A 16866-nucleotide genomic window follows, 5' to 3' on the forward strand; every position below is an offset into this window, starting at 1 on the left:
AGTGCATCCCCGGCATCCGGGGAGAGGCAAGCGAAGCATTCTGCTCCCGCCACTCAGAATCGGTCACCCGAGCAGCTTGGCCTCGACCTCGGCCATGGCGTTCTGGTGGTCGGGCGACGGGAACAGGTGGCCGTAGCGCTCCATGGTCATCTGAATCGAGGAATGACCTGCGAAGGTCATCACTTCCTTGATCGAGAAGCCCTGCTCGATCCAGAGCGACACCGCGAAATGGCGCAGGTCGTGCCAGCGCAGCTTCACGCCGACCTGCTCCTGCAGCGTGCGGAACCGGGACTGCGTGTTGGTGTGCTGGAGGACGCCACCGCGCGGCGCGGGGAAGACCAGCCCGAGATCGCTCTTCGGGCAGCGCAGTTTCCAGCGGCGCAGGGCGTTCAGCACCATCGGCCCGGCGGGGATGTCGCGATAGCCCGCGCGCGATTTCGGCTCGCCCATCTGGTTGTAGGCGTCGGCGCGCTGGCGGATGTGGATGAAGCCCTTGTCGAAATCCACGTCCTGCCACCGCAGGCCCCGCAGTTCGGAGGCGCGCAGGCCTCCAAGAGCCGACACGATTAGGTGCGGCTTGAAGTCCTCCTCGGCCGCCTCGATCAGCGCGCGGATCGTCTCCTTCGAGGGCACCGGCGCCTTGTAGTCGATCCGGCTCGACTTGATCACCCGCACGCCCTGCGCGGCGTTGGTGAACAGCTGGCCGTTGTCGATGGCGTGGTCGAGCAGCAGCTTCAGCACCGAGAGCGCGCGGCGGGTCAGATGCTCGGATCGGCCGTTCAGCAGCAGCCGGTCGCGGAACTCGTTCACATGGCGGCGGGTCAGCTGGACGATCAGCTTGTCCCCGATCCCGATTTCGGGATCCGTGACGTGCAGGCGCACGTAGTCGCTGTAGCCGCGGAGGGTGGACCGCTCCATCCGCCGCCCCGTCTTGCACCGGACCTCGCAATGGTCGAGCCACGCCTTGGCGGCGTCGGCCACGGTGATGCTCTCGCTGTCGGCCAGATAGGTGTTGTTGGCGACCAGCGAGCGGACCTTCACCAGATAGACGTCGGCGTCCTTCCGGCGCGGGAACAGCTTCGAGCGGCGCTTGCCGGCCTGGTCGGTGAAATCCACCTGCCAGCGCACCAGGCCCGAGGGCAATGTTCTCTTCCGGATCGTGGCCATGCGCGTCCTCCAACGCTTCATCACGCTCAGGTTCTCGGGACAAGCAAGGCCCGAATTTCCGAGGCGGACGAATGCCATTGACAGTGTGTCGGAGGTCATCTATCCATAGCTCAGACGAACTGTCAAAGGTTATCGCCATGAACCAGGAATTCACCATCCAGCAGCTCGCGGATGCGGCGCAGCTGACCCGCTATCAGGTCGAGGCATGGATCTCGCGCGGCCACTTCAAGCCGGAAAACCCGGTCGAGACCGGCAAAGCCCGGAAGTTCACCTACGAGGATGCCATCGTTGTCGGCGCGGTTGCCGAGTTCAGCCGACTCGGGCTCTCGCCTGCGGTCGTCTCGATGCACACGGCGCAGCTGCGGTTCCGCGACGGGCGTGGGGCGCTGTTCGTGATCAGCACGGTCTTCCGGCAGGTCAGCGCCACCGAGGCCAACCCCGACATCGAGGGCGAGATCGATATCACCTCGGGCAGCATCGTCCCGACCGCCGAGATCGCCGGCATCGTCGCCGATCCGAAGGTTCGCGCCTTCGCGGTGGTGAACCTCGAGCAACTCGAACACCGGGTGCAGGCCTCCCTCGGCGTCGCCTGACCCCACCAGAAACTTCGGAGGACATCATGCAGGAGCATTTGCGGGCTGGACCCGCCACGGGAGAGGTTTGCCCGACGCTGGCCGACGATCTGCTGCGCGGCGCAGACGCCATTGCGATCTTCGTCTTCGGCGACGCGAAGGCGCGGCGGAAGGTCTACTACTATGCTGGCGAGGCCAAGGTGCGGATGCCCACCTTCAGGATGGGCAACGTGATCTGCGCGCGGAAATCCCGGCTTCTGGACTGGATCGAGCAGCAGGAGGCTGCGCAATGAGAGTGGCACCCCTCCTCATCACGCCCGACGACCACGTTCGCTATGGCAACGCGATCCGTCATTGCCGGGCCGAGATGCTGGACCTGGTCGAGAAGGCGATCTCCGACACGATCCATCATGCGCAGGCCCGGAAGTGCCTGGTCGAGCTCGACCGCCTGCGGACCGAACTGGAGATCCATCTCCACGGAATGGTGCCGCCACGGCAGGATCCGCGGCACCTGAGGACGTCGGTCTACTCCGGTCAAAGCACCTTTTCCTGGAAGCGGCTCGCCCGGGAGGACCGTTCGCGCGACGCATTCGCGAGCTGGGACGTGGGGTACTGAGCCATGGAGGACGCCGTCCGCGTGACCGACGACCAGGCTGGCGCCGATTCGGTGGCGGATGCTTCCGCCGTGGCGCATCCCTCCAGAGCGCCTGAAGATCCGACCGAACTGCGCCTGCAGCTCCATCGCCACGGCTATCGCCCGGTTCCGGTGCTGGGCGCGCATGTCGCCATGAAGGCCGCAGGCAAGCGGCCGATGATGAAGGGCTGGGAGACCGTCTGCGCCAGCGCCGACGAGGCCGAGATCGCGCGCTGGACGAAGGCGCAGCGCAACTGCACCAACACGGGCCTGCTCTGCGGCGCTCTGATCGGCGTCGACATCGACGTTCTCGATCCGGATCATGCGCGACGACTACAGGAGATAGCTCTCGACATCCTCGGCCCCACACCGCTCCTGCGTATCGGCAAGGCCCCAAAATGCCTGCTCGCCTTCCGCACCGAGGCGGCGTTCGACAAGGTGCAGACACCGGAATTCCAGATGCTCGACGGCACGGTAGCGCGGATCGAGATCCTTGCGACCGGCCAGCAGTTCGTGGGGTTTGGCGTCCACCCCGACACCCGCGCACCCTATGTCTGGCCGGAGGCTTCTCCCCTTGATGTACCGATGTCGGACCTGCCCCTGCTCGACCAGGACCGCGCGCGCCGCTTTGTCGATGCCGCCGACCGCTATCTACGCGCCGCGGGCGGCCAGACCGCCGCCGATCGCCGGGACATCGACCGCGAGGGGCGCAAGGTCGCGGGGCTTAAGCGGAACCAGACCCCATCGCGCCAGCTGGTCGAGGAGGCCGTCGCCTGCATCCCCAACAACGACCTTCCCTATGACGAGTGGATAAAGGTCGGCCTCGCCCTTTACGCCGCGCTCGGTCCCGATGGCCGCGACCTGTGGGAGACCTGGTCGGCCGAGGCGGCCAAGAACGATCCCGCCGTCACCGCCGAGAAATGGGAGAGCTTCGCCAGCGTGCGCAGCGTCACCGTCGGCACGCTGTTCTGGCTGGCGCGGCAGAACGGCTGGCGGGCCGCGAAGCCGCACCGCTTGCGCGCTGGTGAGCAAGTCGAGCACGACGGCGCGCCTGACAACGACGAGTTGCCCACGCACGACGATGCCGGGCGGCCGATCATCTATCTCTTTGCAGGACAGATGCCCACGATCATCGACATGGCAGAGGGGGCGCTGCTGCACGCAGAGCTGGGCTACTATCAGCGCGGCAGCATGGTGGTGCGCCCGGCGATGGTGCCAGTAGCAATCTCGGACGGCCGCAAGATCGACGCGCCGCGGCTCGTGGACGTCAAGGCTCATCACATGGCTGAGGCCTTCACCCGCGTCGTCTCCTTCAAGCGGTTCGACAAGCGCGCCGAGGAATGGGTGAATTCCGATTGCCCCCATCGGATCGCGGAGACCTTTCTAGCGCGTGAGGGCCAGTGGCGCCTGCCGGTACTGACCGGCATCATCAACTGCCCGACGCTGCGGCCCGACGGCTCGATCCTCGATCTGCCCGGCTATGATCCACAGACCGGCCTGCTGTTCGACCCGCAGGACGTGCGCTTCCCCGCCCTGCCGCGCGATCCCGACCAGGCGACCGCACTGCGCGCGCTCGGCTTCCTCAAGGACCTGATCTCGACCTTCCCGTTCGTCACCGACGCGGACCGCTCGGTCGCGCTCTCCGGGATCCTCACCGCGCTGATCCGCCGGTCGCTACCCACGGCTCCGCTACACGGGTTCAACGCGCCGACGGCCGGGACGGGTAAATCCATGCTGGTCGACCTGGCAAGCCAGATCGCCACCGCCCGCCCCGCGCCGGTGATCGCGCAGGGCAAGTCCGAGGAGGAGATGGAGAAGCGGCTGGGCGCGGCGCTCATCGCGGGCGACGTGCTGATCGCCATCGACAACTGCGAGGAACCGCTGGGTGGCGAGCTTCTGTGCCAGACCCTCACCCAGACCAGCCTCAAGGTCCGCATCCTCGGCAAGTCCGTCAACGCCGAAGTGCCTAGCAACGCCGCCGTCTTCGCCACCGGCAACAACCTGACCCTCGAGGGCGACATGACCCGCCGCGCCATCCGGGCGACGCTGGACGCGGGCGTCGAGCGGCCCGAGTTGCGCGCCTTCGACCGAGATCCCCTCGCCATGGTGACGGCGCAGCGCGGCGACTACGTCGCGGCCGGGCTGACGGTGCTGCGTGCCTTCCACATCGCGGGTCGGCCCCAGATGCGAGCGCCGCTCGGCTCCTTCACCGACTGGTCGCGCTGGGTGCGCGACGCGCTGATCTGGCTCGGCGAGGCCGATCCCTGCATCACGATGGAGGGCATGCGCGGGGCCGACCCGAAGCTGGAAGCCCTGACCACCGTGCTGGAGCAATGGCGTGAGGTGATCGGCATGGACCGAGTCAGCGTTCGCGAGATCATCGAACGCGCGACGGAACAGCGCTCGCAGCTATACGGGCGGTCGGAGTTCACCCACCCCGAGTTCCGCGAGGCCCTGCTGCGCGTGGCGGGCGAAGGCGGCGCAATCAACGGCGGGCGGCTCGGCAAGTGGATCGGCGGGCAGCAGAACCGCATCGTGAACGGGCTGCGCCTGATCTCGGCGGGCGTGTCGGCAGGGCGCGCGCGGTGGCAGCTGGAGATCGCGGAAACCGGGACGGCGCCGATCAACAACGGTTCTGAAGTTCTCCGGAGCAATGCCGATGCGTGACGCTCATTCCCGATCCGTCTGGTGGGTTTGGTGGGTTTGGTGGACTTGTCCCGGCCCAAATCTGTGTTTGTCGCCCGAAGTGTCAGCGACGTGGGACGTCGCGACACGTGACGCCATGCATCATGCCACCATGCATGAAAACATGACAGTTTACAGGGGCGGGCCGGATCACCCCACCAATCTCCACCATCCCCACCAGACAGATCGTCAACCGGCGGGACGGCCGGGCTCGCCCCGTGACAACTTTAGAACCGTCGTTAGCGGCCGGGACCACCGGATCGCGGGCCGCCGGGCGGTTCCTCCTGCGCCGATCCGTATGTGGGGACGCGCAGCGCATTGGCCCGCCAGCGTCAGGGGGCGGAAATGACTAAACTCGACAGCGCCGAGACCAAGACCGCCTTCGCCGCCCGCGTCGGGCTGACCAAGGGCCGCATCTCGCAGCTGGTGGCCGAGGGGCTGCCGGTGCGCGCGGACGGGCAGATCGACGTGGCGGTGGGCCTCGCCTGGATCGAGGACAACCTTGACCCGGCCCGCCGCAACAAGGGTGGTGCCACCAGCGCCCCTACCCGCGTCTCGACCACACTCGCCGAGGCCAAGCGGCTGCATGAGATCGTGAAAGTCCAGCGTGCGAAGCTGGCGTTCGAGAAGGAGCAGGGCCTGCTGGTGGAAACCGCCGCCGCCACGCGCACCGTGTTCGCCCGCGCGCGTGCCGAACGCGACGCGCACATGGCATGGGTGCAGCGCACCGCTCCGCTGCTGGCGGCCGAGCTTGGGGCCGATCCGCGCGCCACCTTCGCCGCCCTCGACCGGATGATGCGCGAACATCTCGAACAGCTGGCCGACCTGCCGCTGGGGAGCTTCGGTGATGGTGCCTGACATCGACCTCGCGTGGCGGCGCGGCATCCGCCCGGAACCACCGATCCCGGTCTCGGACTGGGCCGACCGGCATCGCATCCTGCCGCCGACATCGGCCGAACCGGGCCGCTGGCGCACGGATCGCACGCCCTACCTGCGCGACGTGATGGATGCGCTGTCCACCTCCAGTCCCTGGGAGCGCGTCGTACTGATGAAGGGTGCACAGACCGGCGGCTCCGAGGCCGGGCTGAACTGGCTCGGCTATATCATCCAGAATGCCCCCGGCATCGCCATGCTGGTCATGCCCTCCCTCGACATGGTGCGGCGGAACACCACCGTTCGCATCGACCCGCTGATCGAGGCCACACCTGCGCTCCGCGAACTGGTCGCCGCGCCCCGCTCGCGCGACGCCGGGAACAGCCTGTTCCGCAAGTCCTTCCCCGGCGGCCAGCTGGTGATGACCGGGGCGAACAGCGCGGTGGGGCTTCGCTCCACGCCCGTCCGCTACTTGTTCCTCGACGAGGTGGACGGCTATCCCGGCGACGCCGATGGCGAGGGCGATCCGGTCGATCTTGCCATCCAGCGCACCGCGACCTTCCGGGGGCGGCGCAAGATCTACATGGTCTCGACGCCCACCTTGAAGGGCCACTCCCGCATCGAGGCGGCCTATCTCGACAGCGACCAGCGGTATTTCCATGTGCCTTGTCAGCACTGCGGCGACATGGCGCCGATCACCTGGGCGCGCATCCACTGGCCTGAGAGGCGGCGCGACCAGGCGCATCTGGTTTGCGGGGCCTGCGGCGGCATCCACCACGAGCACGAGAAGCCCCGCCTGCTGGCGGCCGGGGAATGGCGAGCGACGGCCGAGGGCGACGGCCGCACAGCTGGATTCCACCTCTCCGCACTCTATTCGCCATGGGAGACATGGGCCGAGATCGCCGCCGAACATGGCCGCGTCCGCAAGGACCCCGCGCGCCTGCAGGTCTGGGTCAACACCAAGCTGGGCGAGTCGTGGGAGGATCAGGCGGGCGACACCGTTCCTGCCGACCCGCTGATGGCCCGGCGCGAAGAATGGGGCGAGGCGCTGCCCGCCTCCGTCGCGGTGCTCACCGCGGGCGTCGACGTTCAGGGCGACCGCATCGAAGTGCAGATCCTCGGCTGGGGCCGCGACGAGGAGGCGTGGGTCATCGACTACCGCGTGCTCTGGGGCGACCCCTCCGGGCCGCGACTCTGGTCCGATCTCGACATGGTGCTGCAAGCGACCTTCCCGCATCCTGCGGGGCTCGACCTGCCCGTACGCGCCGCCGCCATCGACACCGGCGGCCACCACACCAAGATGGCCTACGAGTTCTGCCGCACCCGCCTCGCCCGCCGCATCTGGGCGATCAAGGGCCGCGGCGGGCCCGGCATCCCCGTCTGGCCGCGCCGCCCGACGCGGACCAACAAGGGCAGGATTCCGCTCTTCATCGTCGGCGTGGACGCGGTGAAGGACGCCGTTTACGCCCGCCTGCGCCTCACCGAGCCCGGCCCCGGCGCCATCCATTTCCCCCGCCGTCTCGACGCCGACTACTTCCGCCAGCTGACCGCCGAGCGCGTCGTCACCCGCTTCGAGCGCGGACGCCCGATCCGCTCCTGGCAACCCAAGCGCGACGGCGAGCGCAACGAGGCGCTCGACACCTTCGTCTACGCCCACGCCGCCCTGCACGGCCTCATCAGCATGGGTCTCAGGCTGAACGAGGAGGTGGAGGGGGTTGCGGCCTCGCCGACGCGGACGGATGCGGATGCTGCGAGGGTGATCCGGTCGGCGTGGATGGGGTGATCGAGGATTGACCATGAGGACCTATTGTGACCATTCTGACCACAAATCAGGGAGGGGCCCATGAAGGCCGTGTCTGCCCGTGAGGCCAAGCATCACTTCGGCCAGTTGATCGACGAGGCGCGGGCCGAGCCGGTGGTCGTCGAAAAGCATGGCCGTCCGGTGGTCGTCGTCCTTGCGGTCGAGGAGTACCAGCGGCTGACCGGACGGACCGTGGAACCCTCCGGCAAGAAACGAGAGGACGAGCGGTAGCGCATGCCGATACTGAACTGGCTGACACGGGACGAGGACATCCGCACGGCGCAGCGCGTGCCCTATCGCCTGCTGGAGGAAGTCCCGGATTTGTCGGCTGGCGACGGTGGCGCGGGCAACATGCTGATCCAGGGCGACAACCTGGAAGCGCTGAAGGCCCTGCTGCCCTTCTATGCCGGCCGGGTGAAATGCATCTATATCGACCCGCCCTACAACACACGCTCCGCCTTCGAGCACTACGACGACAACCTCGAGCACACGCAGTGGCTGGCCATGATGTGGCCCCGTCTGGAACTGCTCCGCGATCTTCTGGCCGAGGATGGCTCGATCTGGGTGTCCATCGACGACAACGAGGGGCATTACCTGAAGGTCATCATGGACGAGGTGTTCGGGCGGCGGAACTTCGTCACGTCCTGCACATGGCAGCAACGAACAACCCGGGAAAACCGCAAAGTGTTCTCGGAGGATTGCGAACGAGTTGTGATCTACTGTCGAGAGCCCGCAAAGTTCGGGGCCGTGCGGAATGATCTTGAACTCTCCGACACGGTAAGGGGCCGCTACAAGAATCCTGACAATGACCCTCGGGGCCCATGGCAATCAGTATCGGTAAACGCACAGGGAGGACATGGAACTCCGAGCCAGTTCTACGATTTCACGGCGCCAAATGGAAAGGTTCACACCCTCCCAGCCGGGCGCTGTTGGCTTTACACTTGGCCTGTGATGCAGGAAAAAATCGCAAACAACCGGATTTGGTTTGGTGCAACGGGAAATAATGCGCCGCGAGAAAAGAAGTTCTTGTCCGAGGCCAAAGCCGGTCTGACCCCGAATACCCTTTGGCTGGCGGCTGACGTGGGCACGAACGACGAGGCGAAGAAAGAGACCGTGAAGCTTTTCGGCTCGACGGTTTTTGATACCCCGAAGCCCGAGCGATTGATCCAGCGCATCGTGCACATTGCCACAAACCCGGGCGATTTGGTGCTCGACTCATTCCTCGGCTCAGGCACGACAGCCGCCGTGGCGCACAAAATGGGACGACGCTACATCGGCATCGAACTGGGGGACCACGCCCATACCCACTGTGCGCCGCGCCTGAACAAGGTCATCGAGGGCGAACAGGGTGGAATCTCGAAGGCCGTGGATTGGCAGGGCGGCGGCGGTTTCCGCTTCTACCGGCTCGGCCCGCCCGTCTTCGACGAGGGCGGCCACATCCGGCAGGACATCCGCTTCCCGGTGCTGGCCGCGCATGTCTGGTTCTCGGAGACCGACCGACCTTGGGACGGCAGTGGCGACAGTCCGCTGCTCGGTATCGAGGACGGCCGCGCCCATGCGCTGCTCTACAACGGCATCCTTGGCGACAAGAGGCCGGGCGGCGGCAACGTGCTGACCCGCGCGACCCTCGCCCTGATCCGTGCGGATATCGCCAAGCTGGCGCCGGGCTTCGACGGCCCGCTGACCGTCTATGGCGAACAATCCCGCCTGACGCCCGCGACGCTCGATCGCGAGCGCATCACCTTCAAGCAGACGCCCTACGACGTCAAAGCGCGGGCCTGAGGGGGCATCTGATGAAACTGAAGCAATACCAGACCGATACTCTCTCCGTTCTCCGCCGCTTCTTCGAAGAGGCGCGCGTGGCGGGCCCGAAGGGCGCGTACGAGGCGATCACCAGGGAACCGGATCAGGCCAAGCGGCTCGGCCGGTACGGCGGCACCTACACGCCGCTCGCCGAGCTGCCGGCCGTTCCCTATGTCTGCCTGCGCCTGCCCACCGGGGGCGGCAAGACGATCCTCGGCGCCCACTCCATCGGCATTGCGCGCGACGCCTGGGTGGAGAAGGACTATCCGATGGTCCTGTGGCTGGTGCCGTCGAATACGATCCGACTTCAGACGGCCGAGGCGCTGAAGAACGCCCGCCACCCCTATCGGCAGGCGCTGGACGAGGCCTTCGACGGCCGGGTTCGCGTGTTCGACATCGCCGATTTCACCCACATCCGCCCGCACGACATCCGCGACCATTGCTGCATCGTCGTCGGCACGATCCAGACCCTGCGCGTGTCGAACACCGAGGGCCGGAAGGTCTATTCCCACAACGAGAACATGGAGCCGCACTTCACGGCGCTGCCCAAAAGCCTGCCGGGGCTGGAAAAGCTGGAGGGCGGCGGCGTGAAATTCTCCTTCGCCAATCTGATGCATATCCACCGGCCGTTGATGATCGTGGACGAAGCGCACAACGCGGTCACCGGCCTGACGCGCGAAATGCAGGCACGCGTCAATCCGTCCGCGATCATCGAGTTCACTGCGACGCCGCGGCTCAACTCGAACATCCTGCACAGCGTGACGGCGCAGGAGCTGAAGCTCGAGGAGATGATCAAGCTGCCGATCATGCTGTCCGAGCACGACACCTGGCAGAACGCCGTGAACGGGGCGATCGCGTCGCGGGCGTCGCTGGCAGAGGAGGCTGACAAGGACACCGACTACATCCGGCCGATCGTCCTGTTCCAGGCGCAGCCGAAGAACCAGGAGGTGACGGTCGAGGTGCTGAAGAAGCACCTGATCGAGGTCGAGCAGATCCCCGAGCACAAGATCGCCGTGGCCACAGGCGATCAGCGCGAACTGGATGGCATCAACCTGTTCGATCCGAAATGCCCGATCGAATACGTCATCACCGTGGAGGCGCTGAAGGAGGGCTGGGATTGTTCCTTCGCCTATGCGTTCTGCTCGGTCTCGCGGATCCAGAGCGCGGTGGACGTCGAGCAGTTGCTGGGACGCGTCCTGCGGATGCCTTATGCCAAACGCCGCAAGGCCGAGGATCTGAACCGCGCCTACGCGTTCCTGTCGGAACCGTCGTTCGGCGAGGCGGCTCGGTCGCTGGCCGACAAGCTGGTGGCCATGGGTTTCGAGGAGGATGAGGCGCTCGACAACATCGAACCGGCGCAGACCTCGCTCGATGCCGATACCGGCCTGTTCGGCCCGCGCGACAAGCCGAAGCCGACCTTCAAGCACACGGTGACGGCGACGCCCGAGGTGGTTGCCGAACTGAAGAAGCGCGAAGGGGTGAGCGTTCGCGAAACCGACGATGGGAAGGTCGAGATCGCCGTGACGGGGCGTGTTGACGGCGGCCTCGAAAAGGCGATCGTCGAGGCTCTCCCCGAGACCGAACGAACGGGGTTCTCGGCGGCCGTCACCAAGTATCGCGTCGAGGTGAAGGACCAGCTATCGCCTGCAGAACAGGGCGAGGCGTTCGAGGTCCCCCGCCTGGTCTCCGAGATCCAGGGCGAGTTCGAGTTCGCCGACACTGACGTGTTCATGGAGTTTCACGACTGGTCGCTGCTCGACCACTCGTCGAAACTGGGCGAAGGCGAGTTCGCGATCCGCGAGACGGCGCGCAGCTTCGAGATCGACCTCGACGGCAACCGCATCACCTACCAGTTCGCGGACGAAGAAGAACAACTGGCGCTCGACGTCGATGTCGAAGGGTGGACACCGGAGGCGCTGGTGCTCTGGCTCGACCGGCAGGTGCGGCAGCCGGACATCCATCAGAGCGAACTGCTCCGCTGGCTGCGCGACCTGGTCGGCCACCTGATCGCCACACGCGGCATGCACATTGCGGCGCTGATGCGGTGCAAGTTCATGCTCGCCCGCAAGGTCCGCGAGAAGCTCGCCGCCATCCGTCAGCAGGAACGCGATGGCGTCTACCAGCGGTATCTTTTCGCCCCGGAGGCCAACGTCGACGTGTCCTTCGACCAGGCTTTTTCGTTCAAGGACGGGATGTACTGGGATCAGCGCCGGTATCGTGGGCGCTGGAAACCTCGCAAGCATTTCCTTGGGCCGGACCATGTACCTGCTTTCGACGGGGCCGAGAACGGTGAAGAATTCCAATGCGCGCAAGCCATCGACAGTTTGCCGGGCCTGAAGTTCTGGATCCGCAACGTGGCACGCCACCCCAACTCGTTCTGGTTGCCGACGGCCACGGACAAGTTCTATCCGGATTTCGTGGCTCAGTTGGAGGACGGCCGACTGCTCGTCGTGGAGTACAAGGGCGGATTGACGGCCGAGGGTGCAGACACGGACGAGAAGCGGACAATCGGACAACTCTGGGAGTTGAAGAGCGGCGGAAAGGGCTTGTTCGTCGTGGTCGAGAAGACCATCGACGGCAGGGACATGCGGGCTCAGATGATCGGAAAGGTCAACGTTAGCTGACGAATCGCCTCATGACCTACAGCGACTACGTGATCTACGTCGACGAGAGCGGCGACCACACCCTGACCGCCATCGACCGGGATTATCCCGTGTTCGTGCTGGATTTCTGCATCTTCCGGAAGGACAGCTACGCCAACGTCGTCGCCCCGCAGGTGCAGGCGTTCAAGTTCGCCCATTTCGGCCACGACATCGTCGTCCTGCACGAGCACGAGATCCGGAAGCAGAAGCCGCCCTTCGTGTTCCTGAAAAGCCGCGACAAGCGCGATGCCTTCATGGACGGGCTGAACCGGCTCATCGAGCAGGCGGACTTCACCATCGTGGCCGCCGCAATCCACAAGGAGCGGCTGACCCAGCGATACGCCGCGCCCGGCAACCCCTACGAGATGGCGCTGACGTTCTGCATGGAGCGGGCCCATGCATTCCTGCGGGATCGCGGGCAACACAATATGACCACGCACATCGTCGTGGAGCGTCGCGGCAAGCGGGAGGACGACGAGCTGGAGCTCGCCTTCCGCCGCATCCGCGACGGCGCGAACTACGTGGGCGAGATGCCGGGTTTCGAAATCATCTTCGCCGACAAGAAAACCAATTCGGCCGGGCTGCAGCTCGCAGACCTGACGGCGCGCCCCATCGGTCGACACGTTCTCGACCCTGCGCAGCCGAACCGCGCCTGGGAGATCATCGAACCGAAGCTGCGGCGCAGCCCGGCCGGTGCGGTGAGAGGGTGGGGACTGAAGGTATTCCCCTGAAAAGCAAAAGGCCCCGGGAGACCCCAGAGCCAGTCGCCGACCGGGAACAACCCCCAGTCCGATGATGCATATATGGCATGTGCCGAGGGCCAGGTCAAGGATTCCGGGCGACGGCCATCCCGGTCCACGCCGCCGGATACCGGATTTTGCAAAACATTACCAATAGCTTAATCGATCCGCTGGCGCGAGACTCGCGCCCATGCGGACATTCCTCCATCGCCTCCTCGACCTCGCGCGCGCTCGCGGCTTCGACGCCGCGGGTGGCGGGCGGCGTTGGGAGGGGGCGCGGACGGTCGACGGGCTGAACGCGGCGATCCTGGCGGGCGCGACCACGGCGGCGCGGCGGGCCGGGTGGTATGCGCGCAACAACCCGTGGGTCGCGGCGGCGGTCGAGAGCCTCGTCGGCAATGTCGTCGGCGCCGGGATCAAACCGCAATCCACCCATCCAGACCGCGCGGTGCGTGAGCGGCTGCAGGCGCTCTGGCTGCGCTGGACCGATCACGCCGCCCCGGACGGACTGGCCGACTTCTACGGGCTGCAGGCCATGGCCGTGCGCGCGATGGTCGAGAGCGGCGAGAGCTTCGCCCGGCTGCGGGTGGCCAGCGACGCCGCCAGCATCCCCCTCCACCTCGAGCTTCTGGATCGCGAACAGGTTCCCATGGACCTGCACCGCGAGATCGGCGGCGGGGCGCGGATCCGCGCGGGCATCGAGTTCGATGCCTTCGGTCGCCGGGTCGCCTACCGGGTCTTGTCCTCCCGCCCGGGCGATCCGCTGGGGTCTCTCCGCATGGACCCGCTCCGCGTCCCCGCCGCCGATTGCCTGCACCTGTTCAAGCCGCTCGCCGCGGGCCAGCTGCGCGGGATCACCTGGCTCGCGCCGGTGCTGCTGCGGTTGCACGAGCTCGACCAGTTCGAGGATGCCGCGCTGGTGAAGGCCAAGGTGGCGGCGCTCTTCACCGGCTTCATCACAGATCCCGAAGGCACGGCGGGCGGGCTCTCTGGCACCAACACCGGCGGCGCGCTGACCGTCGGCATGGAGCCCGGCAGTCTGATCCCACTGCCGCCCGGCACCGACATCCGCTTCTCGAACCCGACGGAGCACGACGCCTATGCGCCCTTCGTGAAGAACCACCTCCGCGCCGTCGCGGCGGGGCTCGGTCTGCCCTACGAGCTGGTCTCGGGCGACCTGGAGGGCGTCACCTATTCCTCGATACGGGCCGGGCTGATCGAGTTTCGCCGCCGCGTCGAGCAGCTGCAGCACAACGTGGTGGTGCATCTGTTCTGCCGCCCGGTCTGGGAGCGGTTCGTGCGCCTCGCGGTGCTGACCGGCGATCTGCCCGCGCGCGACTTCGACAGGAACCCGGAGGCCTACCTCGGCTGCGAATGGCTGCCGCCGAAGTTCGACTACGTCGATCCGATGAAGGACGTGCAGGCTGAGATCATGGCGATCGGCGCGGGGCTCAAGAGCCGGTCCCAGGCGATCTCCGAGCGCGGCTACGACGCCGAGCAGGTGGACGCCGAGATCGCCGCCGACCGTGAGCGCGCGGAGGGGCTGGGGCTCGCCTTCGGCCAGATGGCGTCGCCCCAGCAGAAGGAGGCCGCCGATGGCTGACACCGTGGAACTGCTCACCCGCCGCGCGACGCTCGCGCCCGCGACGGTCGATCCGGAAGCCCGCACCGTCGAGGTGGTCTGGTCCACCGGCGCACCGGTGCGCCGCCGCGACATGGCGGGCCAGTACATCGAGCGGCTCAGCCTCGCGCCCGAGGCCGTCGACCTGTCGCGCCTCGAAGGCGCCAGCGTGCTCGATGCACATCGCCAGACCGCCGTCCGCGACGTGCTCGGCTCCGTCCGCAGCGCTGCCGTAGACGGCAAGCGCGGCACGGCGCTGATCCAGTTTTCGGCCCGGCCCGAGGTGGAGCCGGTCTGGCAGGACGTGCTGGCGGGCATCCTGCGCCACGTCTCGGTCGGCTATTCCGTCGAGGACTGGGCCGAGACCGCCGAGAACGGCGCGCGCGTGCTGACCGCCGTCCGCTGGACGCCCCACGAGATTTCCCTGGTGCCGACGCCCGCCGACCCCGGCGCCCATATTCGCATGGAGACAGAGATGACAGCTACGACCACCACCCCGGCCTCGCCCGAGGCGCCGTCTACCGAGACCCGCGCCGAGGCGAACGCCGAGATCCGATCCATCGCCCGCATCGCCGGGCTGGACCAGTCCTGGATCGACGGGCAGATCGACGAAGGCGCAGATCCCGACACCGCCCGCCGTGCGGCCTTCGAGGCGCTCGCAAGCCGCAGCGCGCCGTCGATCCGCACCGAACAGGTTCGCGTCGAGATGGGCGAGAGCCAGGACGACCCGGCCCTGCGCGCCCGGCAGATGGGCGAGGCGCTCTATGCCCGGATCAACCCGCGTCACGATCTGAGCGAGCCCGCCCGGCGCTACGCCTATTCCACGCCCGTGGACATGGCGAAGGAACTGTTAACGCTGCGCGGCGAGTCCACCATGGCGCTGTCGCCCGCGAGTCTCGTGACGCGGGCCCTGCACACCACCTCCGACTTCCCGATCATCCTCGGGGACACGGTTGGCCGCGTGCTGCGCGACGCCTATCAGGCCGCGCCCTCTGGCGTCCGCCGCCTCGGCCGCCAGACGACGGCGCGGGACTTTCGCGCGGTGAACAAGATCATGCTGGGCGAGGCGCCGCTGCTGGAGAAACTGAACGAGCACGGCGAGATCAAGGCCGGCACGATGGCCGAGGCGCGCGAGGCCTACAAGGTCGAGACCTGGGCGCGGAAGATCGGAGTCACCCGGCAGGTGCTGGTCAACGACGATCTCGGCACCTTCGCGGACCTCGCCCGCCGCATGGGCCAGGCCGCGGCCGAGACGGAGGCGCGGATCCTCGTGACCCTCCTCGAGGCGGGCAGCGGGAACGGACCCACGATGTCGGACGGCAAGACGTTGTTCCATGCCGACCATGGCAACAAGGCGGGCACTGGCGCGGTGATCTCGGACGCCACGCTCTCGGCCGCCCGGCTGGCGCTGCGCACCCAGAAGGGCATCGAGGATCGCACGATCCGCGTGACGCCCCGCAACCTGCTGGTGCCGCCCGCGCTGGAGACCACTGCCGAGAAGTGGCTGGCGAGCATCGCGCCCGCGACGGCGGCCGACGTGAACCCGTTCTCGGGCTCGCTCTCTCTTGTGGTCGAGCCACGCCTGTCCTCGGCCACGCGCTGGTACGTCACCGCCGACCCCGGCGAGATCGACGGGCTGGAGTTCGCCTATCTCTCGGGCGCGGAAGGCCCGCAGGTCGAGAGCCGCTCTGGCTGGGATGTCGATGGCGTGGAGATCCGGGTGATCTTGGACTTCGGCGCGGGCTTCATCGACCACCGCGGCTGGTTCATGAATGCGGGCGCGTGAGCATGGCCGACCTCGCCCAACTCACCGCCTGGCGGGACGCCCTGATGGCCGCACGCTACCGGGGCGTCCGCACCGTCGAATACGACGGCAAGCGCGTCACCTACGCGAGCGACGGCGAGATGGCCGCCGCGCTCGCGGACCTCAACCGGCAGATCGCAGGGGCGACCGACCGCATCTCGGTCGTCCGCATCGCGTCGTCGAAGGGACTGTAAGCCAGAACATCTGCGGAACATCGGTGCCATCCCGTGTCGCATCCGTGTTGCACGGAGGAATCGGGACTGATCGTAAGCCTTTGGAATCTTTGGGGAGCGGTCGGGACGGGCTTGGAACAGGATGCGGCACGAAAAAGCCGCCCCGAGGGCGGCCTAAGCGTTTGATATCTTGCAGGAAAGTTTGGTTGCGGGGGCAGGATTTGAACCTGCGACCTTCAGGTTATGAGCCTGACGAGCTACCGGGCTGCTCTACCCCGCGCCAATTGCATCGCGGTGATCTGCGGTGCTTTTGTCATCGTTTCAGAGAGTTTCCGTTTCTTTCCAGGTCTG

At 66.9% G+C, this 16866-nt stretch carries 14 protein-coding genes and 1 tRNA gene; 13 read left to right on the top strand and 2 right to left on the bottom strand.

The features are described from left to right. Positions 1-63: 63 nt before the first annotated feature. Entirely contained in the window at positions 64-1167 is a 1104-nt protein-coding gene (locus MU516_RS16020) for a site-specific integrase (protein ID WP_260278279.1), read from the bottom strand. Between the two features lie 137 nt (positions 1168-1304). Here MU516_RS16020 and MU516_RS16025 point away from each other — a divergent pair, with 137 nt between their 5' ends. From MU516_RS16025 to MU516_RS16085, 13 genes are all read left to right on the top strand, one after another. Beyond that, positions 1305-1760, top strand: coding sequence for a MerR family transcriptional regulator (locus tag MU516_RS16025; RefSeq protein WP_260278280.1), 456 nt, complete (start codon positions 1305-1307; stop codon positions 1758-1760). A gap of 26 nt (positions 1761-1786) precedes the next feature. After that, positions 1787-2032, top strand: a complete 246-nt coding sequence (locus MU516_RS16030; protein ID WP_260278281.1) for a hypothetical protein — start codon at positions 1787-1789, stop codon at positions 2030-2032. Then, positions 2029-2355, top strand: coding sequence for a hypothetical protein (locus tag MU516_RS16035; RefSeq protein WP_260278282.1), 327 nt, complete (start codon positions 2029-2031; stop codon positions 2353-2355). Before MU516_RS16030 ends, MU516_RS16035 begins: the two co-directional genes overlap by 4 nt. A gap of 21 nt (positions 2356-2376) precedes the next feature. Next, the gene (locus MU516_RS16040) at positions 2377-5040 is read left to right on the top strand and encodes a PriCT-2 domain-containing protein (RefSeq protein ID WP_260278283.1); all 2664 of its coding nucleotides are present in this window, start codon (positions 2377-2379) and stop codon (positions 5038-5040) included. 363 nt (positions 5041-5403) lie between these two features. Beyond that, on the top strand, positions 5404-5916 hold the full coding sequence (locus MU516_RS16045) for a hypothetical protein (protein WP_260278284.1): 513 nt from the start codon (positions 5404-5406) through the stop codon (positions 5914-5916). Beyond that, the gene (locus tag MU516_RS16050) at positions 5906-7714 is read left to right on the top strand and encodes a phage terminase large subunit family protein (RefSeq protein WP_260278285.1); all 1809 of its coding nucleotides are present in this window, start codon (positions 5906-5908) and stop codon (positions 7712-7714) included. The genes MU516_RS16045 and MU516_RS16050 overlap by 11 nt, the downstream gene beginning before the upstream one ends. A 60-nt stretch (positions 7715-7774) precedes the next feature. Then, positions 7775-7963: a type II toxin-antitoxin system Phd/YefM family antitoxin gene (locus tag MU516_RS16055; RefSeq protein ID WP_011910684.1), complete on the top strand. Its 189-nt coding sequence runs from the start codon at positions 7775-7777 to the stop codon at positions 7961-7963. A gap of 3 nt (positions 7964-7966) precedes the next feature. Next, a complete protein-coding gene (locus tag MU516_RS16060) occupies positions 7967-9514 on the top strand; it encodes a site-specific DNA-methyltransferase (RefSeq protein WP_260278286.1) in 1548 nt (515 codons plus the stop codon). Between the two features lie 11 nt (positions 9515-9525). Continuing rightward, complete coding sequence (locus MU516_RS16065) at positions 9526-12159, top strand: DEAD/DEAH box helicase (RefSeq protein ID WP_260278287.1); 2634 nt, start codon at positions 9526-9528, stop codon at positions 12157-12159. 11 nt (positions 12160-12170) lie between these two features. After that, complete coding sequence (locus MU516_RS16070; protein WP_260278288.1) at positions 12171-12908, top strand: DUF3800 domain-containing protein; 738 nt, start codon at positions 12171-12173, stop codon at positions 12906-12908. 199 nt (positions 12909-13107) lie between these two features. Then, positions 13108-14520 (top strand): phage portal protein, encoded by a 1413-nt coding sequence (locus MU516_RS16075; protein ID WP_260278289.1) that lies wholly within the window; start codon positions 13108-13110, stop codon positions 14518-14520. Then, positions 14513-16324 carry a prohead protease/major capsid protein fusion protein gene (locus MU516_RS16080; RefSeq protein ID WP_260278290.1) on the top strand — a complete coding sequence of 604 codons (1812 nt, stop codon included), beginning with the start codon at positions 14513-14515 and terminating at the stop codon, positions 16322-16324. Before MU516_RS16075 ends, MU516_RS16080 begins: the two co-directional genes overlap by 8 nt. A gap of 2 nt (positions 16325-16326) precedes the next feature. Continuing rightward, positions 16327-16536 carry a phage head-tail joining protein gene (locus MU516_RS16085; RefSeq protein ID WP_260278291.1) on the top strand — a complete coding sequence of 70 codons (210 nt, stop codon included), beginning with the start codon at positions 16327-16329 and terminating at the stop codon, positions 16534-16536. 182 nt (positions 16537-16718) lie between these two features. Here MU516_RS16085 and MU516_RS16090 read toward each other — a convergent pair. After that, a tRNA-Met gene (locus tag MU516_RS16090) sits at positions 16719-16795 on the bottom strand. Positions 16796-16866 lie beyond the last annotated feature (71 nt).

The organism is Paracoccus maritimus (assembly GCF_025195095.1).
Lineage (GTDB): Bacteria > Pseudomonadota > Alphaproteobacteria > Rhodobacterales > Rhodobacteraceae > Paracoccus > Paracoccus maritimus.

Coding starts and splice junctions, on each gene's coding strand:
- MU516_RS16020 (WP_260278279.1), bottom strand. CDS start 1,167: ATGGCCACGATCCGGAAGAGAACATTGCCCTCGGGCCTGGTGCGCTGG.
- MU516_RS16025 (WP_260278280.1), top strand. CDS start 1,305: ATGAACCAGGAATTCACCATCCAGCAGCTCGCGGATGCGGCGCAGCTG.
- MU516_RS16030 (WP_260278281.1), top strand. CDS start 1,787: ATGCAGGAGCATTTGCGGGCTGGACCCGCCACGGGAGAGGTTTGCCCG.
- MU516_RS16035 (WP_260278282.1), top strand. CDS start 2,029: ATGAGAGTGGCACCCCTCCTCATCACGCCCGACGACCACGTTCGCTAT.
- MU516_RS16045 (WP_260278284.1), top strand. CDS start 5,404: ATGACTAAACTCGACAGCGCCGAGACCAAGACCGCCTTCGCCGCCCGC.
- MU516_RS16050 (WP_260278285.1), top strand. CDS start 5,906: ATGGTGCCTGACATCGACCTCGCGTGGCGGCGCGGCATCCGCCCGGAA.
- MU516_RS16055 (WP_011910684.1), top strand. CDS start 7,775: ATGAAGGCCGTGTCTGCCCGTGAGGCCAAGCATCACTTCGGCCAGTTG.
- MU516_RS16060 (WP_260278286.1), top strand. CDS start 7,967: ATGCCGATACTGAACTGGCTGACACGGGACGAGGACATCCGCACGGCG.
- MU516_RS16065 (WP_260278287.1), top strand. CDS start 9,526: ATGAAACTGAAGCAATACCAGACCGATACTCTCTCCGTTCTCCGCCGC.
- MU516_RS16070 (WP_260278288.1), top strand. CDS start 12,171: ATGACCTACAGCGACTACGTGATCTACGTCGACGAGAGCGGCGACCAC.
- MU516_RS16075 (WP_260278289.1), top strand. CDS start 13,108: ATGCGGACATTCCTCCATCGCCTCCTCGACCTCGCGCGCGCTCGCGGC.
- MU516_RS16080 (WP_260278290.1), top strand. CDS start 14,513: ATGGCTGACACCGTGGAACTGCTCACCCGCCGCGCGACGCTCGCGCCC.
- MU516_RS16085 (WP_260278291.1), top strand. CDS start 16,327: ATGGCCGACCTCGCCCAACTCACCGCCTGGCGGGACGCCCTGATGGCC.